This window comes from Enterococcus sp. DIV0213h (genome assembly GCF_051711285.1).
Classification (GTDB): Bacteria; Bacillota; Bacilli; order Lactobacillales; family Enterococcaceae; genus Enterococcus_D; species Enterococcus_D casseliflavus.
The window spans coordinates 2,894,069-2,913,528 of record NZ_JBIOMH010000001.1; the positions used below are offsets into that span (position 1 = coordinate 2,894,069).

The window sequence follows — 19,460 nt, forward strand, 5'->3', positions numbered from 1 at the left end:
GAGGAACTTATGAGTATCAAACTGATCGCCATCGATATCGATGGCACCCTGCTGAACAACGACCGCAAGATCACTCCAGCAGTTTACAAAGCATTAAAAGACGCAGAAGCACAAGGCGTGCGCATCGTTTTGTGTACGGGACGCCCCTTAACTGGTGTCCAAGATTTATTGAAGGAACTAGACTTATTTACGGACAATGATTTCGTGATTACCTACAATGGCTCTTTGGTTCAAAAAACCAAAAATCAAGAGATCATCTCTGAATTCGGCTTGTCCCAAGATGACTATCTCTTTGTTGAGATGACTGCGAGAAAATTAGGGGTTCACCTTCATGTAGAAACTGAAGATACCATGTATACCGCTAACCGCGATATCAGTCCTTACACGATTTATGAAGCCTTCTTAGTCAACATGCCATTGAAATATCGGACACCAGAAGAAATGACTGCTGACTTGAATATCATCAAAATGATGATGATCGATGATCCCGCAATACTGGATCAGATCATCCCACAATTGCCGAGTAGTTTGACCGACAACTACAATGTGGTTAAAAGTGCTCCTTACTTCTTGGAAGTCCTAAATAAACAAGCCCATAAAGGAGCTGCTGTCAAAAAATTGGCGGAGCACTTAGGCATCAAACAAGAAGAAGTCATGGCGATCGGCGATAATGAAAATGATTTAACCATGGTGGAATATGCTGGTATCGGTGTGGCGATGGCCAATGCTACTGAAAACGTGAAAAATGCCGCAGATGTCCTAACCGCTTCAAATGAAGAAGACGGTGTAGCAGAAGTGATCAACAAGTATGTTTTAACAAATAACTAAGTGCAAAAAAGTCAGGTTTCCTTTTTATCGGAAACCTGACTTTTTTATTTTGCCAACCACTGTTCAACTGCCCATTTATGGCTGCCGCGTTTCAATCGTTGGATCGCTTCTTCTGGCGTGTGCCAAGACAATTGATTGGTTTCTTCTGTCGGTTCACAAACTTTTTTCCACTGTGTCATTAAATAGAAATAGCCCGGATGATGGTAAAATGTATCGCGATGGCGCGAATAGAAGTATTCAACTGCTTCCCCTAGATACTCAGCAATCTCCCCTTCAAATCCAAGTTCTTCAATCAATTCTCGTTGGATCGCTTCTTCTTTGCTCTCATTTGGCTCAATTTCACCACCGGGCAAAAAGTATGCGCCGTTGGGTGCTTGCACCAAGATCACTTCATTTTTTTCGTTTGGAAGAACGACATACGCCCCATATCTTGATTTGTATGGTTTCCCCGCTTCTTTTTCCCCGAACACAATTTCCTTTTCTGGCATGATTCCCTCCACCAACACTTTCTTTCCATTTTACCCTATGCCAATAGTCTGGACAAGCTGGAAATAACGCTCGGTTGTCTTTTATTCGTTACAAAAAGAGAAAATATGTTATCATACAACTATCAAGATCGAAAGGATGATTTACCCATGAAAATGGCTCACACATGTGTCCGCGTCAAAGACTTAACGGCTTCTCTAGATTTTTATCAAACTGCCTTTGGTTTTGAAGAATCTCGCCGTCGTGATTTTCCTGAACATAAATTTACTTTGGTTTACTTAACTTTGCCTGGTGATGATTACGAGCTAGAGTTGACCTATAACTATGACCATCCTGGCTATGAGTTAGGCGACGGCTATGGCCATATCGCCATCAGTACCGATGATCTAGAAGCGCTTCATGAGAAGCACCAAGCGGCTGGATTTGATGTCACTGATCTGAAAGGACTCCCAGGAACTTCTCCTTCTTACTATTTTGTGAAAGATCCTGATGGCTACAAAATCGAAGTTATTCGCGAAAAATAAAGCGAAGGTGATCGAAAAAAGGACCTCGTGTCCTTTTTTCTTTTTCGATTCATTTACTAGTAGAAAGGTTTGATCAAATGAAACCCATTATCGGCATCGCTGCTAATGAACGACCAATGATTGAAGAAGCAGAACATTGGTTGTCCTATACACCCAAAAATTTTGTGACCCATATCCAACAAGCCCAAGGCATTCCCCTATTATTACCAATGGGTGTCGTGGAAGATGCTGCGACTTACATCAGCAAAATCGATAAACTCTTGTTAGCCGGTGGTCACGATGTCTCCCCTGTTCACTATGGCGAAGATCCTCATCCATTGATTCAAGGCATTCATCCTGATCGTGATGTCTTTGAATTGGCATTGATCAAAGAAGCAGTGGCTCAAAACAAACCGATCTTTGGAATCTGCCGCGGCATGCAGTTACTCAATGTCGCATTTGGTGGGAGTTTGTACCAAGATCTCTCTTTGATCGATCACCCAACGATCAAACACGTGCAATTGCCGACGTTCTTTCAATTCCCTACACATCGGGTAAAAATCAAGGCAGACAGTCGTTTGGCTGCTCTTTTAGGCACAACCTATCACGTCAATTCTTTTCATCACCAAGCGGTCAAAACCGTTGCGGATGATTTCAACGTGATTGCCACCGCTCCTGATGGTGTCGTTGAAGCCATTGAATCCACTGCCTATGGCGCACCGATCTTAGGCATTCAGTGGCATCCTGAGCTAGCCGCTCACAAGCTGCCTTCTGAGCAATCGATCTTCAACTTTTTTGTGCAGGAATTCTAAAGGCTTGCATCTTGTTTCTAGATTTTAGCGAATAAAAAACGCCCGATCACGAAAAGGATCGGGCGTTTTGCTTATTTTTCGTTTTTCATTAACACTAATGATTGTTTCAACGTTGCCAAGATACCATTGTCGTTATAGATCAAGACATTTGATTTGTACATTTTTGCAGAAACCAGCATCAGGACGATCGTGGTAACAGCAAGGATCCCTACTGAAATCAATGCACCGCCGATACCCACTGTATCATTAGCAAGCCGTACTGGCATAATGAAGGAAGATAAAAATGGTACATAGGAAGTTACTCGTAAGACCACGTTATGAGGATCCATACCGCCTAGCACGATTCCAAGCATATACCCGCCCAATGAAAGATACGTCACTGGAATGATGGCTTTCGCCGTATCTTCTGCTTTGTTCACTAACGACCCGCAAAGGGCTGACAAGACCGAGTAGATCAAAATTCCTAAGAAGACGAAAACGATCGCAAACACCAGGAAGGGACCAAAAATGCCATCTGTCGAAAAGTTTGCCAACAAGTCTTTTACCATTGGGTTATCCTTGATCCAGAAATAGCTCCCGCCAAAAATCGCAACATAAGCAACTAGCTGGGTCGCTGCAACCATGATTACACCCGTCAATTTGGCATAGTAATGGATTTGCGCCCGTGTACTAGACAAAATGACTTCCATGATGCGTGTGCCTTTTTCAGAAGCGATCTCTTGTGCAATGATCTGTGCGTAAGTAATGATAAAGAAAAAGAGGATGATTGTTGCGATCATACTTACTAGTGATTGCATCGCGGTATTGTCTTCCCCATAAGTCATTTCGCCATCTTCACCGAAGGAAACTTTTTGACGATCAAGCGGTGCGACTTCACTAAGGACTGCCACTTGCTCAGCAGTCAAGCCAAGCTCACTAGCTCTATAGGAAGACTGCAACCCCGTCAATAACTGTTGGATCGTCAGCTCTAAAGCTTGCCCCATCGAGGACTCGCTTAATAATTCCCCTTGCAGCGTATCCCCAGAAGCAGTAATAAGTAACAAAGCATCAGCATCTTTGTCTGCCATCTGTTGCTGCCCTTGTTCTTCGCTGTCAACAATTTCAAATTCAAAATCATCGCCGCTTTGGTCCACAAAGGTCTGCGCAATGGCTGGTTCATTCGCATAAACGGCAATTTTGTCGACACTGTTCATACCATCAGCAAAATAACCAATGAGATAAAATGCCCCCGTTGCAATAAATGGCACGAGAATCATAATCAAAAACGAAATTGATTTGATATTTTTTTTATAAACATCTAATGCGATTACCCAAAACTTACTCATTTATTTTTCCCGCCTTCCGCTTAAAGATTTCTTCTAACGTTGGCGGTTGTTGATTGAACATAGGGATATAACCATCCGCCGTTGCTAAATCAAATAAGGTTTTTCCTACTGCAGGATCAGCAATCGTAATATCATAGCTGCCATCTTCTCTGGCAAGAACTTCCTCGACACCTGCCACTGCCAAGAGCTGTTCTTTCGTCAAGTTGGATTCTAAATAGACTTTCGTCCGCCCAAAGGATTCACGAATTTCATGAACTTTTCCGTTTAAGACGGTTTGACCATCCCGCAGCATAATCAAGTGATCGCAGATTTTTTCCACATTATCCATATTATGACTGGAGAAAATGACACATGAGCCATTTTTTTTCAGTTCAATGATCCCATTTTTCAACAGTTCTGCATTGACGGGGTCTAACCCACTAAATGGTTCATCTAAAATCACCAATTTTGGTTCATGGATCAACGTTGAGATCAGCTGAACTTTTTGCTGATTTCCTTTTGATAGCGATTTGACTTTATCGGTTTTCTTGCCTTTGACTTTAAATTTGTCCATCCAATAGTCGATTTTTGGTACGATGTCTTCTTTCTTCTTGCCTCGTAACCGCGCGAAATAGATCAATTGATCTTCAATCGTTACTTTTGGAAACAAGCCGCGTTCTTCTGGCAGATAACCAATAAGATTGTATTCTTTTTCACTAATTTTGTGGCCATCCCACAATACTTCCCCTTGATCAGCTTTCAAGAAATCCAAGATCAATCGGAATGTCGTCGTTTTACCAGCACCATTTTGACCAATCAAGCCCATGATCTGTCCATCATTGATGGTAAAGGACAATTGATCGACTGCTGTATAATCGCCAAATGTTTTTACTAATTGTTTTGCTTCTAACACATGCTCACCTTCCCTGTCTAATAAAATATATCACTAAAGAAAAAGCCGATACCGGCGCCAATGATCGCTCCGACAAACATCAAGATGACGGTATCGCGGATCACTCGTTGACGCTTCGCCAGTTTCTCTGGTTCATTGTAATAACTTGCTCGATTTTTATATAAGAATTTCATCAGGATCGTGGTTAATCCTACCCCAATCGGGATAAACACCAGCCCCGTAATCAAACCTAGTCCAAAGGACCAAAATGGATTTGTGCGAATATTGAAATAACGGATTAGAAAATAAATTGCTGCTAATATCACTAAACTGATCACCGAAAGTAGAATCGATTTTTTCATTAAATACCGAGTTTCATTATCGATCCGTTCTTGATAGCTTTCTTGGTCACTGAAAATCGCAGGTGTGTCAGGAGACGCTTTAAAATAAAAATAGCGATCTTTATAGTTGCTGATATAAGTCCAGCCTCCTGCTTGATACATCGCTAAGTAATCAACGATCTCAGAGGGCTCTCCTTCGAAAAAGTCTACTGCATATTTGGTCGTTTCTGGGTCTCCTTTGATAAACTTCAAAAACCCTAACCGATTCATCTTCACAAAGTGCCACCCTGACGACGCTTGTTTTTGCAGACGAACCATTTCCTTTTCTGGGTAATAGGCTACACCAAGTGAAAGAAGGTATTTCTTATTGATGCCCATCTTGCTCTCCCCCTAACGCTTCGAAAACCTGTTCTCCGATTTGGTAAAATAATTTGCGCCGTTGAATATCTTTCTCCAGAACTTGTCTTCCTTCTGGTGTAATCTGATAGATTTTTTTTCGGTCAACGCTCTCCTCTAAATCGATCCACCCCTTTTTCGTCAGCTTCTTTAAAATCGTATACATCGTTGCGGGACCAATCTCAAACGTCCCTTGGCTTAGCTCATGGATCTGTTTCATGATGAGATACCCATGTTTCGGCTTTAAAAGCGCTAATAAAATCAAATAGGTTGAATCTGTCAATGCCTCATCCATTTGATTCCTCCGTCCCACTAGCTATATCACTTAATGATATATTATCGAATGATATAACCAGCGTCAATCTTTTTTTTCTGATCTGCTAACATTGCTGGAGAATGACTGCTTTCTTAATGTTCATTCTAACTTTTCTCGTTAGCAATTGAGTGAACCCCAACAGCAGTGCATGGAACAAAGAGTAGAAGTTAGAAACGTCAAAGGCATTCTTCAAAGACTTTGTCCCCAAAATAAAAAAAGCAATAGCCACTTTCGGCTATTGCTTCAAAAACGTTTCTTCTATTACATATGTTCCGCAACTAAAGCTTTCAATTGATCTTTTGTATGCACCCCAATTGCTTTATCAACGACTTGGCCGTCTTTTTTCAACAACAAAGTTGGAATAGACATGATCCCGAATGAAGCTGGTGTTTCAGGATTTTCATCCACATCCATTTTCACGATCTTCAATTCGTCTTCCTCATATTCATTCGCTAATTGTTCCAAGATCGGCGCTTGCATCCGACATGGACCACACCAAGTTGCCCAAAAATCAATAAGGACTAAGCCTTTATCGGTTTCTTCTGAAAAAGTTTTATCAGTAATTTCTTTTGCCATCGTACTTCCCCTCCATTTTTAAAACTAAAAAAAGTATACCACGTATCGGAAGTTTTTTAAAATCGTCTGCTTACAAAAGGTAAGGGTTCTTAAAGGTTAGTTAAACTTCACAATGGTCGCCCCATTGCCCCCTTGATTTGCTGGCGCAAATTCAAAACTTTTCACCGAGCGATGGTTTTTCAAATAATCGGTAATCCCTTGACGCAGCGCACCGGTTCCTTTTCCGTGGACGATCGTCACTTGCGGATAACCTGCCAAAATCGCCGCATCCAAATATTGATCCACTTCATTGAGGGCTTCTTCGTACCGCTTGCCTCGTAAATCCAACTGATTGACCACTGGACTGCTGTCAGCAGAACGAATCGTATTGACGATACGCTGTGTAGGCTCCTTCACTGGCGCTGCTGGTTGGAGATCTGTTTCTGGCAAATTCATTTTCAAAATACCGATTTGGACTTGCCATTGATTTTTGCCTGCTTTTTTCAACAAGACTCCTCGCTGCCCATAAGAAGTTACGAGCACTTCGTCTCCTTCTTTCAGCGTCTTGGCTGCCTTGGCTTTTTGCAGAACCTTGTTTTTTTGCAGATGTTCTTCTTGCTGTAGACCTGATAATTTGGTGCGCGCGTCGATCAGCTCGTGTTCTTTGACCTTCGTTTGACCGCCGGCTAACTGCATTTTACGAATATCGGCAATGATTTTTTCAGATTCTTCTTTGGCTTCTTCAACGATCTGATTGGCTTTTTGACGAGCTTTCGCCAATTCTTTTTCACGTTCTTCAAAGAAATAACTATAGGCTGCTTCTAGCTCTTGGTGCAAGCGGGCCGCTTCTTTTACATGATGACGGACTTCAAGATACTCGGTTTCCGTCATTTTTCTTCGATTTTCTAAATCAGCGATCATTTCATTCAGGTCTTGGCTTTCTCCATCCATGATCTCTTTGGCTTGATCAATGATCGTCTCTGGCAAGCCAAGTCTTTTCGAAATTTCAAACGCATTGCTTCGTCCTGGAACCCCGATCAACAAGCGATAGGTCGGACTTAAGGTATCAACATCAAATTCCATAGAGGCATTGATCGTATTGGATCGGTTATAGCCATAAACCTTCAATTCAGGATAATGGGTCGTCGCCATGACATAAGCCGACTTAGCCCCAAGTTCGTCCAAAATCGCAATCGCTAGTGCCGCCCCTTCTTGAGGATCGGTTCCTGCGCCTAATTCATCAAAGAGAACTAAGCTTGTCTCGTCGACTTTTTTCAACACTTCAACGATCGTTGTCATATGAGAAGAAAAAGTCGATAGACTTTGCTCAATGGATTGTTCATCCCCAATGTCCGCAAAAATCTCATTGAAGACACCCATTTGGCTTTCTTCTTCTGCCAAAATTGGTAAACCAGCTTGGCCCATGATCTGCAATAGCCCTAATGTTTTTAAGGTGATGGTTTTCCCACCGGTATTCGGCCCAGTAATGACAACGGCTTGATAGTCTTTTCCAATCGTAATATCGTTAGGAACGACTTTTTCTTGATCGATCAATGGATGACGTGCTTGCTTAAAAAAGACATGGTTGTCTTGATTGATCGCTGGTACGATTGCCTTCATCTCTTTTCCAAAACGAGCCTTGGCATTCATGAAATCCATGATCCCGATCACATACGCATTATGGAGAATCTCTCTTTGATATGGGGCTAACTCTGCTGACAATTCTGCTAGAATACGTGTAATTTCATCCCGTTCCGCAATTTGATGCTGGCGCAAACGGTTATTTTGTTCCACTACTTGTTTCGGTTCGATAAACAAGGTTTGACCAGAGGAACTTTGGTCGTGGACTACCCCGCCGAAAACACCTCGGTACTCTTGTTTGACTGGAATCACATAACGCTCATTTCGCATGGTTACGATCGTATCACTTAGATACTTTGCATTGCCACCTCGGACGATGCCATCCAATGTCTCGCGAATCGTCCGTTCTGCTCGTCGGATCGATTGGCGAATTCCACGTAGTGCTGGAGAGGCATCATCTGTGACTCGGCCATCCTCATCGATAGCTTCTTTCAAGCGTCGATTCAAGGTTGGCAAAGACACCAACTGTTCTTCCCAGTGATACAAGCGGGAAAATTCAATCTCGCTTTCAGACAAATCAGCAAAAAAGCGTTTCAATTCCTGCGTAGTTGATAAGACACGGGCAACTTGTGCCAACTCAATGCCATTTAAATCGGCGCCAATTTCGATCCGTTTCATTTGGGGACGAATATTCTCAATCTTTGGTACAGGGATTCCGCCTCTTAAACGTTGGATCTTGATCGCGTCTTCTGTTTCTGCTAGCCAAGAGGAAATGACTTGCGCATCACTTGATGGCGCAAGCTTTGCTAAGGCTTCTTTTCCTTGGGCTGTTACAATATACTGACCGATTTGACTCTTTACTTGTTCAAATCCTAAAACATCAAGGATCTTAGTATTCATTCTTTTCTCACCTGCTTTGTTTTAACTTTTTGTTCCTAAGAAAAAGGCAGAATGGCTCTGCAACCATCTGCCTGCTTTTTACCCAATCACATCTGTGATCCACAATCGATAGAAGTAATCTGAGAGAATCGGCGACCGATCAACGATGAAATTCGCAGTTCCGCTCGTTTCAAACAGATTTTGAATCGTGGCAAACGGGATCATTGAGAGAATCATGAAAAACATGTACAAATTGATATACATCAAGATAACATTCAAAACACCCGCAACTGCCCAGTCATAACCACCTAAAAAACGTAGGCGTTTGTAACGCAAACTGTCTGCAAAAATCACTAATAGTTTGGTGATCAGCCAACCAGCAAAGAGCACCATCACAAAAGCGATGGCCGCATAATAGGCTTTGTCTAAATCTAAAGCCAGTTCCATATCGTAGTATTTTAACTTTGAATCCGCCGTTACTGACATATAAGGAACATAGAGCTCAATTTTTTTCGCAATTTCTTGGTAATTCGCAACTGCAAAGAAAAAAGAGATCAAATAGCCCAAAACTGAGACCAATTGTAAACTGGTTCCGCGCCGCGCGCCGCCATAAAAGGCTGCCAACAACAAAACCAAGACAAATAATCCAATCATTTAGGAATCCTTTCTACGCCGCACTACCCATGGGCTGTCTTTTCTTGAATTTTTCGTTTCCTTTGTTCATTTAAGATCTGTTGTGCTTCCACATGATTATGGATCTCCACATCACTGCGACCTGTCTCATCGAGAACTTTCCGTGCTTCGGATTCGATCGCTTCGATCCGCTTGATGCGATTCTCAAGCTCCGTTGCTTTAATGGCTTGTCCCCGCAACTCGTCCACTTTTTTTTGTAGGACCAACAGCTGTTCTTGTTTTTTCAGCTGGTCGGAAACAGCGTTGATCGCTAATAAGATCGACGCTTGTTCTTGATCGGTTTGTGGCGATAATTGCATGATCTCAAGCAGTTGGTCATTGACCAATCTTGTCACCATATCCATGTGTTCTTTGCTTTCGCGTCCAATAATCGTGTAACTTTGATTCGCGATAACTGCTTTATAGCGTTTCTTTTGCTCCGTCATAGGAATATTTCCTCCCATTGCTTACATTCTGCTCTATTCTATCACTTATTGAACATGTGTCGCAAACTCTTAACTATTATACGTGATTTTCTTATGAATTTCCATGCCAATCGTTTGTTTGCTGATCGTCTTAGTAAAAAAGAATAAGAAGTATGGTAAAATCTTAAAGTATCCTTTTGTCTACCTAAAAAAAGACAAAAAATCAGGAGGAATCAAATGAGTACGATCGTTATCAAAGTACCAACTTCAACTATCCAAAAGATGCAGCAATTTTACCAACGAGATTTACTAGCTAAGAAAGTTCCTTATACCGTGTTTGTCGCCAAAAAAGGGCCAACGACGATCACTGCTTATACGTCAGGAAAAGTCATGTTCCAAGGAGCGACTGCTGAAAAAGAAGCTTCCTTATGGGGCGATACGGCAAGTGCTGTACCAGATAAGAAAAAAGCGACTGTTTCATCCACTGCGTTGCCAGCAGGATTTAGCGAAAAAAGCGTCGTCGGCAGTGACGAGGTCGGTAATGGCAGTTATTTCGGTCCTTTGGTGGTCTGTGCCGTCTATGCAAAAAAAGAGCAATTACCACAGCTGAAAGCTTTAGGAGTCAAGGACTCAAAAATGCTGACAGATCCAGAGATCCGTAAGATGGCGCCGAAAATCAAAGAATTGGTTCCTTACCAATTGCTCACTGTCACGCCCAGAAAATACAACGAGATCCAACCAAAATACAACACGGTCCGAATGAAAGTTGCTTTGCATAATCAAGCCATTCGTTTGCTTTTGCAAAAAATTGCTCCTGAGACACCAGATGCCATTTTGATCGATCAGTTCACGAGCGAAAAAAATTATCGCACCTATTTAAAGTCGGAACAAGCAGCGGTCACTGAAAAGCTCTATTTTGCGACGAAAGGGGAACAATATCATCTAGCAGTAGCGGCAGCCTCTATTTTATGCCGTACAGTCTTTTTGGATGAATTAGATGCAGCCTCCAAAGAAGTCGGTATGCGTTTGCCTTCTGGCGCCCACGCAGCTGCTGACCAAGTTGCAGCAAAATTACTGCAGCAAGGTGGCATAGCACTATTAGGCCAATATGCCAAACTGCATTTTGCGAATACCGAAAAAGCACAGAAACTCGCCAAGCTGTGAGTTATCGTATTTTCAAAAAAACTGCCGCTACTTCTGAATAAAGGAAGCAGCGGCAGTTTTTGTCCTCAGTACCAGTTGAATGCTGGGAATCAAAGCCCTAAGCCCGCTGCTTCGATTCCCATCGTGATCAACCCAGCCAAATAATTTTCTGAAAACCGATCGGAAAAGTGTAATTTTGGCAAGACGCCATATTGAAACACTGCTGCCAGCTGCTTTTCCAAAAAGGAGCGCGACACGAGCGCCTGCCATTCAGAGGGCAAAAACAAAATGACTTGATGCGGGTCCGTCACTGCCACGATCGCTTGAAGAGTGGCAGTCACTTGTTCTGGGATCGCCTCTGTTGCCAAAGGGTAAGAAGCCGTGTAGAGATGCGGCAAATGCTTGATTTCGCCACTTAAATGGTTGGCTCCTTTAAAGAGCTGTTGGTCGATGACCAGTCCCGCACCTGGCGGATAATTTTTCGGAAAATAAATGCCAGCCACGATTTTTTTCTCTTCTTTGAAATGGAATACCGCTGCATTCACGTCATTCTCAATAAGCGTTTTTACCGCGATCTCCTTTTCAATCAATTCCCCTAGCGCCATGTCCTTAAATGCTGGAGCATCCATGATCTTCAGTCTTCCAGCAATTTCCACACCAGGAATTCCCACGACTGCCAAGCTGATTTTCGGGTATTCCTGTTTTATCTGACGAATCACTTGCAAGAACTGCGGCAATCGGCCCTCTGCTGACTGCTCATGATGCAAAATGTTCCCGATGAGATCGACGACTGAAAAACGAATCACGATCTGCTGGTCTTCTTCGATAAATTGAATGATCAACAACAGTGTCCGTTGCGCATTGTACTGGTAAGCCGCAGCTTGACGTCCTCCCGTTCGTTGCGGTTGATCCGTCGTCAAAAGCAACTGCTTTTCAATCAATTCAGGAAGCAGCTTGTTGATCGTTACCACGCTTAATTGAGAGGCATCTGCCAGTTGGCGCTTGGTCATAGGCGCTTGCTGCTGTTTTAGCAAATCCAGCAATACTGCCTGATTATGTAATTTAATGGTTGTTGGCTGATAAGCTTTCATTTTTCTCCCCCTCAACGCTCCTATTTTAACAGATAAAAAGCTGGGAATATACCTTTATTAATTTTGTTAACAAAGGTATAATAGAAGCAACTTATTAAACAAAGTTTACTAAGTTCAAAAAAAAACGATTTATGTTGCTTATTAAAGGAGTTGTCGATAATGAAAATTGAACACATCGCACTATATGTCAATGATTTGGAAAAAATGAGGACATTTTATGAAACCTACTTTCAGGCGGTCAGCAACCAAAAATACCATAATCCGAAAACAGGCTTTCAGTCCTATTTTTTGACCTTTGATTCTGGAAGTCGGTTAGAATTAACGACCAAGAAATTTTTAAGCCCTCGTGTCAGCGAGAGCTTAGGCTACACTCACCTTGCGATTGCAGTTGGTGATCAAGCTGACGTCGATCGATATGCTCAACGGTTTGTTGAAGATGGCTACCCTCTTTTAAATGGTCCTCGTACAACAGGCGACGGCTATTATGAAGCAGTTGTCCAAGACCCCGAAGGCAATTTGATTGAATTAACCACCGACGATTTACCGTCTTAGAAAGGATTTTGCAATGAAAGAAGACTTTGATTATCAAGCGATGTTGGCTGGTCAATTGTATCAAGCTGCTGGCATTCTCCCTGAGAATGGCTCAGCAGAGGGAAAAAAACGTGCCCAGGAAATCAACCATTTACCAGTCGATGACCGAGAAGGAATCATCGCCAAAGAAAAAGCACTCTTTGGCAAATTTGGGCAGCATTGCTTTGTCCAACCACCCCTTTTTGTTGATTATGGTCGCCATGTTGAGATTGGTGATCACTTTTATGCCAATATGGATTGCATTTTTTTAGATGTCAATAAGATTCTGATTGGTGATCATGTGATGGTGGGACCACGGGTCAGCTTCTATACCGCCGGTCATCCAATCGATTCTGTGGTCCGCAGTCAAGATTTGGAATTTGGCCTACCGATCACCGTCGAAGATTACGTTTGGATCGGGGGCAATAGTACGATTTTACCAGGTGTCACGATCGGCAAACATGCCATCGTCGCTGCTGGTTCCGTCGTCACAAAAGATGTGCCGCCGAATACGATCGTCGGCGGCAATCCAGCCAGTGTGATCCGTGAGATTCAGCCGGCTGACAAAGAGCATTGGGAAACTGCCGCCCAGCTCTATCATCAAAAACGAGCAGACTGGCAGAAGCAGCAAAAATAACGAAACAAAAGGAGACGCCATGATTTTTACAGACTATCACGTTCATAGTGATTACAGCGATGATTCTTGGTATTTGATGGAAGATGTAGTCAAAGACGCCATTAAACTAGGCTTAGCAGAAATCTGCTTTACCGATCATGTGGATTATGGAGTCAAAGAAGACTGGCAAGCGACGGATACGTACCTCGTCGGAGCCAATAAAGTCGTAAAAAATGTCTACTACGACTTGTATTTTAACGAACTGGCACGATTAAAGGAAACATACAGTGACCAAATCAAGCTAAAAACTGGGCTGGAATTTGGGATGCAAATGCACACGATCCCACAATTTACCCGTCTTTATCATTCGCATCCCTTTGACTTCATTTTACTTTCCGTTCATCAGGTAGACGATCAAGAATTTTGGACTGGAGAATTTCAAAAAGGACGCAGCCAACAGGAATGCTACGAGCGCTATTATGATGAAATGTATCAGCTAGTCACGACATATAAAGAGTATTCCGTCTTAGCCCATATGGATTTGATTCGTCGTTATGTAGATAAAGAGAAGGACGCTTTTGAACAAACGAAAGAACAAATCGCAGAGATCTTGAAAGTCGTGATCAGAAATGGCAAAGGCATTGAACTGAATACCTCTTCCCACCGTTACGGAATCAACGGGTATACGCCATCGATCGAGATCCTCAAGCTTTATCGTGACTTTGGGGGAAGCGTGCTAACCATCGGCAGCGACAGTCATAAACCAGAGCAGCTCGGGTTTCAAATCAAAGAGGGACAAGATCTTTTACGATCATTAGGATTTACTGAACTCTGTACGTTTGAACAGATGCAACCGATTTTTCATCGTTTTGCTTAACCTGCACAAAAGCTCGATCTTTTGCAAAAATCATCCCCTCGTCTTTCGTTATGAACCTAAGTATTTTTAATAACAAAAAGAACGACCGCTTCAATCTGCGGTCGTTCTTTTTTTAGAAATTAGTTCGTCCAAGCAGCAACTTCTTCTGGGTGATTGGCTACCCAATCTTTGGCTGCATCTTCGGCTGACGTTCCGTCATTGATTGCTAACATGACTTCTTCCATGTCTTCTTGTGTCCAGTTGAAACGATCAAGTACTTCGTAGACTTCTGGCATGTCATCTGCTAATCCTTGGCGTACAACAGTGTTGATGCTTTCTGCTTCACCCATTGTTCCTTCTGGATCATCCAGATATTTCAGATCATATTTCGCAAACATCCAATGTGGAGACCAGCCAGTAATAACGATCTCATCTTGGTTCTTGATGGCTTGGCCTAATGCCACTGTCATCGCTCCTGAAGAAGAGGTAGCGACATTCCAATCTGAAAGGTTGTCATACGTTGCAACTGTATTTTCCGCTGCATTTACAACACCAGCGCCTGGTTCGATACCAGTGATGGTTTTTCCAGCTTCGTCAGAAAGGTCTGCGATGGAATCTACATCCATATAACTTGGTACAACGATCCCCAGTTTTGCCCCCTCTAAGTTAGGACCTAAGTTTTCAACTTGGTCTTGGTACTGTTCATACTGGGATTGATGCGTAGATGGCAGCCAAGCAGCGACCATCCCGTCAACTTCCCCTTTTGCCACCGATTCCCACATGATGGCATTATCCAAAGGCGTCGTATTGACTTCGTAGCCCATTTGCGACAAAACTTCTGCCACTACATGGGTAGATGCAACTTCCGTATCCCATTCGACATACGCCAAGTTCACCGTGCCTTTGCTGTCAGAAACATTTCCAAAGGCAAACGATGCTCCAATCAAAGCAACGACTGCCGCTGCAGCAATCCCGCCAAAAAGACGTTTTTGTTTGCGACTTGTCTTGTTGGCTGCTTTTTGATGTGCCGAACGATTCAAATTCTGGGTAAAGCGATCCATGATGATCGCCAAAATAACTAAAGATACCCCACTGACAAATCCGTTACCGACTTGTGCTCGTTGCAAGGCGGACAAGACGCCGCGCCCTAACCCAGGAGCACCGATCATTGACGCGATCACGACCATTGATAATGCCAGCATCGTGGTTTGGTTGACCCCAGCCAAAATAGTGCTTTTGGCTAGTGGCAATTCTAATTTGATCAGTTTTTGCCAGCCAGTCCCACCGAAGGAATCAGAGGCTTCCACCAATTCACGAGAAATTTGGCGAATCCCTAAGTTCGTCATCCGAACGGTTGGTGGTAGAGCAAAGATCACTGAGGCGAAGACCCCAGGAACCATCCCGATCCCAAAGAAAGCAACCGCAGGAATCAAATAAACGAAACCAGGCATCGTTTGCATAAAGTCTAAGATCGGCGTCACGATACTTTGCGCTTTTTCGCTTTTCGCCATTAAGATCCCTAGTGGAATCCCAATGATGATCGAAACCAAACTCGACAATAAGACCAACGTCACGGTGTTCATCAAGTCTGTCCATAACCCTTGGTTATAGATGAACAGCAACCCGACAAAAGTAAAAGCTGGCAAGCCGAATTTTTTGCGTGAAACGAAAAAGGCAGCAGCCGTCAATAAGACGATCATTAATAACGGTGGTACAAACAGTAATACATTTGTAATAGCGTCCATGATAAATTGTCCGAAAGACTGTAAGGCTGAAAACAATCCACTGAAAGTTCCTGTTAGCCAATCAGTAAAGTTTTCGACCCAATCAGCCACCGGAATCGTATGTTGTAAGAAATTATCCATTTGTCACTACCCCTTCCTCTGCTTGAGCGGCTGAATCAGTCTCAGCCAATGCTTCAATCACACTTCCGCGGATCACGACTCCGATCAAACGATCGTTTTCTACCACAGCTAAAGGTGTAGGCGAATCATAGATCAAATTAAAGATATCCGTTACCAGCATATCTTTATCGATCTTTTTAACATTTTTATCAATAACTTCCTTCAAGGTCAGATTGTTTTTCCGTGCCTCACGAGCAGACTCGGCTGTCAGGCTTCCTTTTAGGTGACGACGTTTGTCGACGGCTAACAGCATGCTGACTTCTTCTTTCCGCATCCGGTTCAATGCTACGCTTGGTCCATCGATCTCGATGTTCGTCGTCAATGCTGGGACCATGATGTTTTGCGCAGTCAAGACTTTGGAACGATCGACATCTTCCACGAAATCACGCACGTATTGGTTGGCAGGATTCGTCAAAATATCTTCTCCTGTACCGATCTGCATGATCTGACCATCTTTCATTAAAGCGATCCGGTCACCGATCCGCAAGGCCTCGTTCAAATCATGGGTGATAAAGATAATCGTTTTTTGAACATTGGCTTGCAATTCTAAAAGTTCATCTTGCATTTCACGGCGAATCAGCGGATCTAATGCTGAAAAGGCCTCATCCATCAAGAGGATCTCTGGATCATTGGCTAACGCACGGGCAAGTCCCACACGCTGTTGCATCCCTCCAGACAGCTGGTCAGGGTATTGGTCTTTAAAAGAAAGCAATCCTGAGTTTTCTAACGCTTTTTCCGCTTTCGCTGTTCGTTCTTCTTTCGAGACCCCACGGACTTCTAGTCCGTATTCTGTGTTCTCTAAAATTGTCCGATGAGGGAAAAGGCCAAAGCTTTGGAAAACCATGTTGATTTTGTGACGGCGAACTTCTCGTAGTTCCTCTTTACTCATTTTGGCAACATCCACGCCATCTATGTAAATATCTCCGCCAGACGGCTCGATCAATCGATTCAATAGTCGAATCAATGTTGACTTCCCGCTTCCAGAAAGGCCCATGATGACGAAAATCTCGCCTTCGTTGACTTCAAAGTTCACATCATAGACCCCAACGGTGGCACCCGTTTTTTCTAAAATCTCGTTTTTGCTGCGTTGTTCTTTGACCATGGCAAGAGCTTGCTGCTTTTTCTTACCGAAGATTTTGGTTAAGTGTTCCACTTTAACTTTACTCAAATGATTAATACTCCTTTTTCTGAAAAATTTCACGAAAGTGACCATACTATCTTAACAAGATGTGGTCACTTTGTCAAAAAAAATTTCCCAATGCTTTTTCTTTTGCAAAAAAAGCATGGGAATCAGGAAAAAGAATTACGCTGAATGGTCCGTTGGATAGAAGAAATTGGTCATGCGCTGCAACGCCAATTCATTCCCGACAAAATAAATCGTATTGCCTGCACTGAATTTCGCATAAGGTCCCGGTGACAACAACAATTCTTCGGTTGTTTGGATCGCGATGATCGTCGCCCCTGTTGCCTGCCAAACATTCAATTCGTTGATACTTTTTTCCAAATGCTGCGCCTGTTCCGTCAGCTGAAGCTCAAAGGGCACAAACGGACTCATGTGATGTACCTTTTTGGTTTGCTGCACTAGCGTGTTCAACAAGTCAGAAAAATTATCCAGCTCTTGCTGCTGCCGCTCCACACTGTCTAAAATATCTTGTCTAATTTCTTGGATCGACTGCACATCTTGGTATTGTTCCACAAAGGCCTGTGCTTTTTCCTTTGAAGCAATATAGGCGCCGCTGCCATGACGGACGTCCATGATTTCTAAATCAACTAATACATTGATCGCTTTGCGGGCTGTTTCAGGAGAGACATTGAAATTGCTGGCTAACGTTGAGCGTGCATGGATCTTTTGCCCAACTTGGTAGCGATTTTCAACGATTCGTTCCGCGATCGCTACGGCAATCTGCTGATAACGAGGCAAAGCGACCTTCTTTTTATCTTGAAACTTATTCGTCATGATGAACTTCCTTTACTTTTTTTTCATCATAACAAGAAACATTGTTGGTGGCAACTATTCACTGGTTCGCGAATTTTTGATCAAGCGGGCACGAATGATCGCTGTTTCTTGCTGTATCTGCTGCTGTAGATCTTGCAGCAGTGTTTCATTTGTCTCATCAAGATCAATCAAAGTATAGGCAACTCCGGCTTTTCTCTCACTCGCCAAATTATCGATATCCACGCCTGCTTCAGAAATGATCCGCAATAATGGGGCAAAAGCACCAGGCTTGTCGTGATAAAACAGCGCTAAGCGATACGGTGCCAAAAAAGGCAACTCTGCATGGGGGAAATTGACCGATTCTTGAATCGTCCCAGCGCGTAAATAGGCATGCATGCGATCAAAAACTACGTGGTCCCCCTTTTCCAAGGCATTGGTAGTACTGCCGCCGATATGCGGATAACACAACACTTTCGGTTGTCCGATCAAGCCCGCACTAGGAAAATCAGTGATGTATTGTTTGAGCTGATTTTTGGCTAATGCTTCTAAGACGGCTGCTTCTTCCACGATTTCCCCGCGACCAAAATTCATCAACACTGCATTTTTTTTCATCTGCTGAATCGTTTGTCGATTCAGCATGCCTTTGGTCTCTTGACTTAAAGGGAGCAAGACCACCACAAAATCTGATTCGGTCAACAGCATTTGCAGGTCACTGACTTGCTCGTAATCGTGTGCTGCTTTCTTCGTTCGGGCATAGCCCAAAACCTCCATCCCTAGCTGATGACAGGCTTTTGCCACCCGTTCACCGATCTCTCCTAACCCTAAAATACCGATGGTTTTTCCAGCTAATTCTTCGCCAATCACTTCTTTTCGCCGTTCTTCAGCTACCTTCAACACCTCTTCTGCTTCAATTTGACCGGACGTTAGTTCTTCTTGTAAATCGGCTACCGTCTGGATCGCTTTGAATAAGGGGCGGACGCTGAGAAATAAATTGGATAGCACCAACTCTTTGACTGCATTGGCATTGACACCAGGACTATTGAAAACTACTGTGCCATTTTGAGTACACCGTGCCAAATCGATCGTATTGGTGCCTGTTCCTGAGCGAGCGATCACAGCTAATTCTGGTGTGATCAATTCGTTAGGAACCGTTGAACTGCGCACAAACAGCGCCTCTGGGGCCGCTTGATCTTTTAACGAGTATCCTTTTTTGATTGCTCGCTTAGCTATCGTTTCGGTCATCTTATCTAACTGATAAATCGTCTCCATAAAGCAGACCTCCTTTTGTCTTTAGTGCGTATTAGTCAAATAGTACAAAAAAGTGCGGTAAAATGATAGCAATACGCAAGAGAGG

Annotated in this window: 21 protein-coding genes; 7 read left to right on the plus strand and 14 right to left on the minus strand. The window is 43.2% G+C overall.

From position 1 onward, the window contains the following. Positions 1–9: 9 nt before the first annotated feature. Positions 10–828 carry a sugar-phosphatase gene (yidA, locus tag IGI77_RS13575; RefSeq protein ID WP_005228663.1) on the plus strand — a complete coding sequence of 273 codons (819 nt, stop codon included), beginning with the start codon at positions 10–12 and terminating at the stop codon, positions 826–828. Positions 829–872: 44 nt separating this feature from the next. Here yidA and IGI77_RS13580 read toward each other — a convergent pair whose 3' ends face one another. Further along, positions 873–1,316, minus strand: a complete 444-nt coding sequence (locus IGI77_RS13580) for an NUDIX hydrolase (RefSeq protein WP_005228661.1) — start codon at positions 1,314–1,316, stop codon at positions 873–875. A gap of 147 nt (positions 1,317–1,463) precedes the next feature. On the opposite strand from IGI77_RS13580, the gene gloA reads away from it, so the two are divergent. Together gloA and IGI77_RS13590 are read left to right on the plus strand one after the other, a co-directional pair. Further along, positions 1,464–1,838, plus strand: coding sequence for a lactoylglutathione lyase (gene gloA, locus IGI77_RS13585; RefSeq protein ID WP_005228659.1), 375 nt, complete (start codon positions 1,464–1,466; stop codon positions 1,836–1,838). A gap of 77 nt (positions 1,839–1,915) precedes the next feature. Next, positions 1,916–2,629 carry a gamma-glutamyl-gamma-aminobutyrate hydrolase family protein gene (locus IGI77_RS13590; protein WP_015510190.1) on the plus strand — a complete coding sequence of 238 codons (714 nt, stop codon included), beginning with the start codon at positions 1,916–1,918 and terminating at the stop codon, positions 2,627–2,629. Between the two features lie 71 nt (positions 2,630–2,700). Here the strand turns inward: IGI77_RS13590 and IGI77_RS13595 are convergent, their stop codons facing one another. The 8 genes from IGI77_RS13595 to zapA all read right to left on the minus strand — a co-directional run bounded on the left by IGI77_RS13595 (position 2,701) and on the right by zapA (position 10,011). Further along, positions 2,701–3,954, minus strand: coding sequence for an ABC transporter permease (locus tag IGI77_RS13595; RefSeq protein WP_005228656.1), 1,254 nt, complete (start codon positions 3,952–3,954; stop codon positions 2,701–2,703). Beyond that, complete coding sequence (locus IGI77_RS13600) at positions 3,947–4,846, minus strand: ABC transporter ATP-binding protein (protein WP_060792831.1); 900 nt, start codon at positions 4,844–4,846, stop codon at positions 3,947–3,949. The genes IGI77_RS13595 and IGI77_RS13600 overlap by 8 nt, the downstream gene beginning before the upstream one ends. A gap of 17 nt (positions 4,847–4,863) precedes the next feature. Beyond that, positions 4,864–5,544, minus strand: coding sequence for a DUF2812 domain-containing protein (locus IGI77_RS13605; RefSeq protein ID WP_060792830.1), 681 nt, complete (start codon positions 5,542–5,544; stop codon positions 4,864–4,866). Continuing rightward, positions 5,531–5,857 (minus strand): PadR family transcriptional regulator, encoded by a 327-nt coding sequence (locus tag IGI77_RS13610; protein ID WP_015510192.1) that lies wholly within the window; start codon positions 5,855–5,857, stop codon positions 5,531–5,533. Before IGI77_RS13610 ends, IGI77_RS13605 begins: the two co-directional genes overlap by 14 nt. 282 nt (positions 5,858–6,139) lie before the next feature. Beyond that, positions 6,140–6,454 (minus strand): thioredoxin, encoded by a 315-nt coding sequence (trxA, locus tag IGI77_RS13615; RefSeq protein ID WP_005228645.1) that lies wholly within the window; start codon positions 6,452–6,454, stop codon positions 6,140–6,142. 96 nt (positions 6,455–6,550) lie between these two features. After that, positions 6,551–8,914 (minus strand): endonuclease MutS2, encoded by a 2,364-nt coding sequence (locus IGI77_RS13620; protein ID WP_060792829.1) that lies wholly within the window; start codon positions 8,912–8,914, stop codon positions 6,551–6,553. Positions 8,915–8,992: 78 nt separating this feature from the next. Further along, positions 8,993–9,547, minus strand: coding sequence for a CvpA family protein (locus tag IGI77_RS13625; protein ID WP_005234314.1), 555 nt, complete (start codon positions 9,545–9,547; stop codon positions 8,993–8,995). A 23-nt stretch (positions 9,548–9,570) separates the two neighbouring features. After that, positions 9,571–10,011 (minus strand): cell division protein ZapA, encoded by a 441-nt coding sequence (zapA, locus tag IGI77_RS13630; RefSeq protein WP_005228634.1) that lies wholly within the window; start codon positions 10,009–10,011, stop codon positions 9,571–9,573. Between the two features lie 216 nt (positions 10,012–10,227). On the opposite strand from zapA, the gene rnhC reads away from it, so the two are divergent. Further along, positions 10,228–11,154, plus strand: a complete 927-nt coding sequence (rnhC, locus tag IGI77_RS13635) for a ribonuclease HIII (protein ID WP_074535529.1) — start codon at positions 10,228–10,230, stop codon at positions 11,152–11,154. 89 nt (positions 11,155–11,243) lie between these two features. On the opposite strand, the gene IGI77_RS13640 is transcribed toward rnhC, so the two are convergent. Further along, positions 11,244–12,224 carry an ROK family protein gene (locus IGI77_RS13640; RefSeq protein WP_060792827.1) on the minus strand — a complete coding sequence of 327 codons (981 nt, stop codon included), beginning with the start codon at positions 12,222–12,224 and terminating at the stop codon, positions 11,244–11,246. 159 nt (positions 12,225–12,383) lie between these two features. On the opposite strand from IGI77_RS13640, the gene IGI77_RS13645 reads away from it, so the two are divergent. From IGI77_RS13645 to IGI77_RS13655, 3 genes are read left to right on the plus strand one after another with little or no spacing between them, the layout of a single operon-like run. Then, positions 12,384–12,776, plus strand: a complete 393-nt coding sequence (locus tag IGI77_RS13645) for a VOC family protein (RefSeq protein WP_008380837.1) — start codon at positions 12,384–12,386, stop codon at positions 12,774–12,776. 13 nt (positions 12,777–12,789) lie between these two features. Further along, positions 12,790–13,431 carry a sugar O-acetyltransferase gene (locus tag IGI77_RS13650; protein WP_060792826.1) on the plus strand — a complete coding sequence of 214 codons (642 nt, stop codon included), beginning with the start codon at positions 12,790–12,792 and terminating at the stop codon, positions 13,429–13,431. A gap of 19 nt (positions 13,432–13,450) precedes the next feature. Beyond that, entirely contained in the window at positions 13,451–14,287 is an 837-nt protein-coding gene (locus tag IGI77_RS13655; RefSeq protein ID WP_438770207.1) for a histidinol-phosphatase HisJ family protein, read from the plus strand. A gap of 119 nt (positions 14,288–14,406) precedes the next feature. On the opposite strand, the gene IGI77_RS13660 is transcribed toward IGI77_RS13655, so the two are convergent. The 4 genes from IGI77_RS13660 to IGI77_RS13675 form a co-directional block, all read right to left on the minus strand. After that, a complete protein-coding gene (locus IGI77_RS13660; RefSeq protein WP_142973379.1) occupies positions 14,407–16,131 on the minus strand; it encodes an ABC transporter permease/substrate binding protein in 1,725 nt (574 codons plus the stop codon). After that, on the minus strand, positions 16,124–17,338 hold the full coding sequence (locus IGI77_RS13665) for a quaternary amine ABC transporter ATP-binding protein (protein WP_005228609.1): 1,215 nt from the start codon (positions 17,336–17,338) through the stop codon (positions 16,124–16,126). The genes IGI77_RS13660 and IGI77_RS13665 overlap by 8 nt, the downstream gene beginning before the upstream one ends. A 135-nt stretch (positions 17,339–17,473) precedes the next feature. Further along, positions 17,474–18,127, minus strand: coding sequence for a GntR family transcriptional regulator (locus IGI77_RS13670; protein WP_005228608.1), 654 nt, complete (start codon positions 18,125–18,127; stop codon positions 17,474–17,476). Positions 18,128–18,181: 54 nt separating this feature from the next. Then, positions 18,182–19,375, minus strand: a complete 1,194-nt coding sequence (locus tag IGI77_RS13675) for an NAD(P)-dependent oxidoreductase (RefSeq protein WP_115232672.1) — start codon at positions 19,373–19,375, stop codon at positions 18,182–18,184. Between the last annotated feature and the right edge of the window lie 85 nt (positions 19,376–19,460).

Excerpts from the sequence above, each read along its gene's own strand:
- IGI77_RS13625 (WP_005234314.1), bottom strand. The coding sequence starts at position 9,547 with ATGATTGGATTATTTGTCTTGGTTTTGTTGTTGGCAGCCTTTTATGGC.
- IGI77_RS13595 (WP_005228656.1), bottom strand. The coding sequence starts at position 3,954 with ATGAGTAAGTTTTGGGTAATCGCATTAGATGTTTATAAAAAAAATATC.
- IGI77_RS13655 (WP_438770207.1), top strand. The coding sequence starts at position 13,451 with ATGATTTTTACAGACTATCACGTTCATAGTGATTACAGCGATGATTCT.
- IGI77_RS13675 (WP_115232672.1), bottom strand. The coding sequence starts at position 19,375 with ATGGAGACGATTTATCAGTTAGATAAGATGACCGAAACGATAGCTAAG.
- IGI77_RS13590 (WP_015510190.1), top strand. The coding sequence starts at position 1,916 with ATGAAACCCATTATCGGCATCGCTGCTAATGAACGACCAATGATTGAA.
- IGI77_RS13620 (WP_060792829.1), bottom strand. The coding sequence starts at position 8,914 with ATGAATACTAAGATCCTTGATGTTTTAGGATTTGAACAAGTAAAGAGT.
- IGI77_RS13660 (WP_142973379.1), bottom strand. The coding sequence starts at position 16,131 with ATGGATAATTTCTTACAACATACGATTCCGGTGGCTGATTGGGTCGAA.
- IGI77_RS13610 (WP_015510192.1), bottom strand. The coding sequence starts at position 5,857 with ATGGATGAGGCATTGACAGATTCAACCTATTTGATTTTATTAGCGCTT.
- IGI77_RS13580 (WP_005228661.1), bottom strand. The coding sequence starts at position 1,316 with ATGCCAGAAAAGGAAATTGTGTTCGGGGAAAAAGAAGCGGGGAAACCA.
- yidA (WP_005228663.1), top strand. The coding sequence starts at position 10 with ATGAGTATCAAACTGATCGCCATCGATATCGATGGCACCCTGCTGAAC.
- trxA (WP_005228645.1), bottom strand. The coding sequence starts at position 6,454 with ATGGCAAAAGAAATTACTGATAAAACTTTTTCAGAAGAAACCGATAAA.
- IGI77_RS13670 (WP_005228608.1), bottom strand. The coding sequence starts at position 18,127 with ATGACGAATAAGTTTCAAGATAAAAAGAAGGTCGCTTTGCCTCGTTAT.
- zapA (WP_005228634.1), bottom strand. The coding sequence starts at position 10,011 with ATGACGGAGCAAAAGAAACGCTATAAAGCAGTTATCGCGAATCAAAGT.
- IGI77_RS13605 (WP_060792830.1), bottom strand. The coding sequence starts at position 5,544 with ATGGGCATCAATAAGAAATACCTTCTTTCACTTGGTGTAGCCTATTAC.
- rnhC (WP_074535529.1), top strand. The coding sequence starts at position 10,228 with ATGAGTACGATCGTTATCAAAGTACCAACTTCAACTATCCAAAAGATG.
- gloA (WP_005228659.1), top strand. The coding sequence starts at position 1,464 with ATGAAAATGGCTCACACATGTGTCCGCGTCAAAGACTTAACGGCTTCT.
- IGI77_RS13650 (WP_060792826.1), top strand. The coding sequence starts at position 12,790 with ATGAAAGAAGACTTTGATTATCAAGCGATGTTGGCTGGTCAATTGTAT.
- IGI77_RS13645 (WP_008380837.1), top strand. The coding sequence starts at position 12,384 with ATGAAAATTGAACACATCGCACTATATGTCAATGATTTGGAAAAAATG.
- IGI77_RS13640 (WP_060792827.1), bottom strand. The coding sequence starts at position 12,224 with ATGAAAGCTTATCAGCCAACAACCATTAAATTACATAATCAGGCAGTA.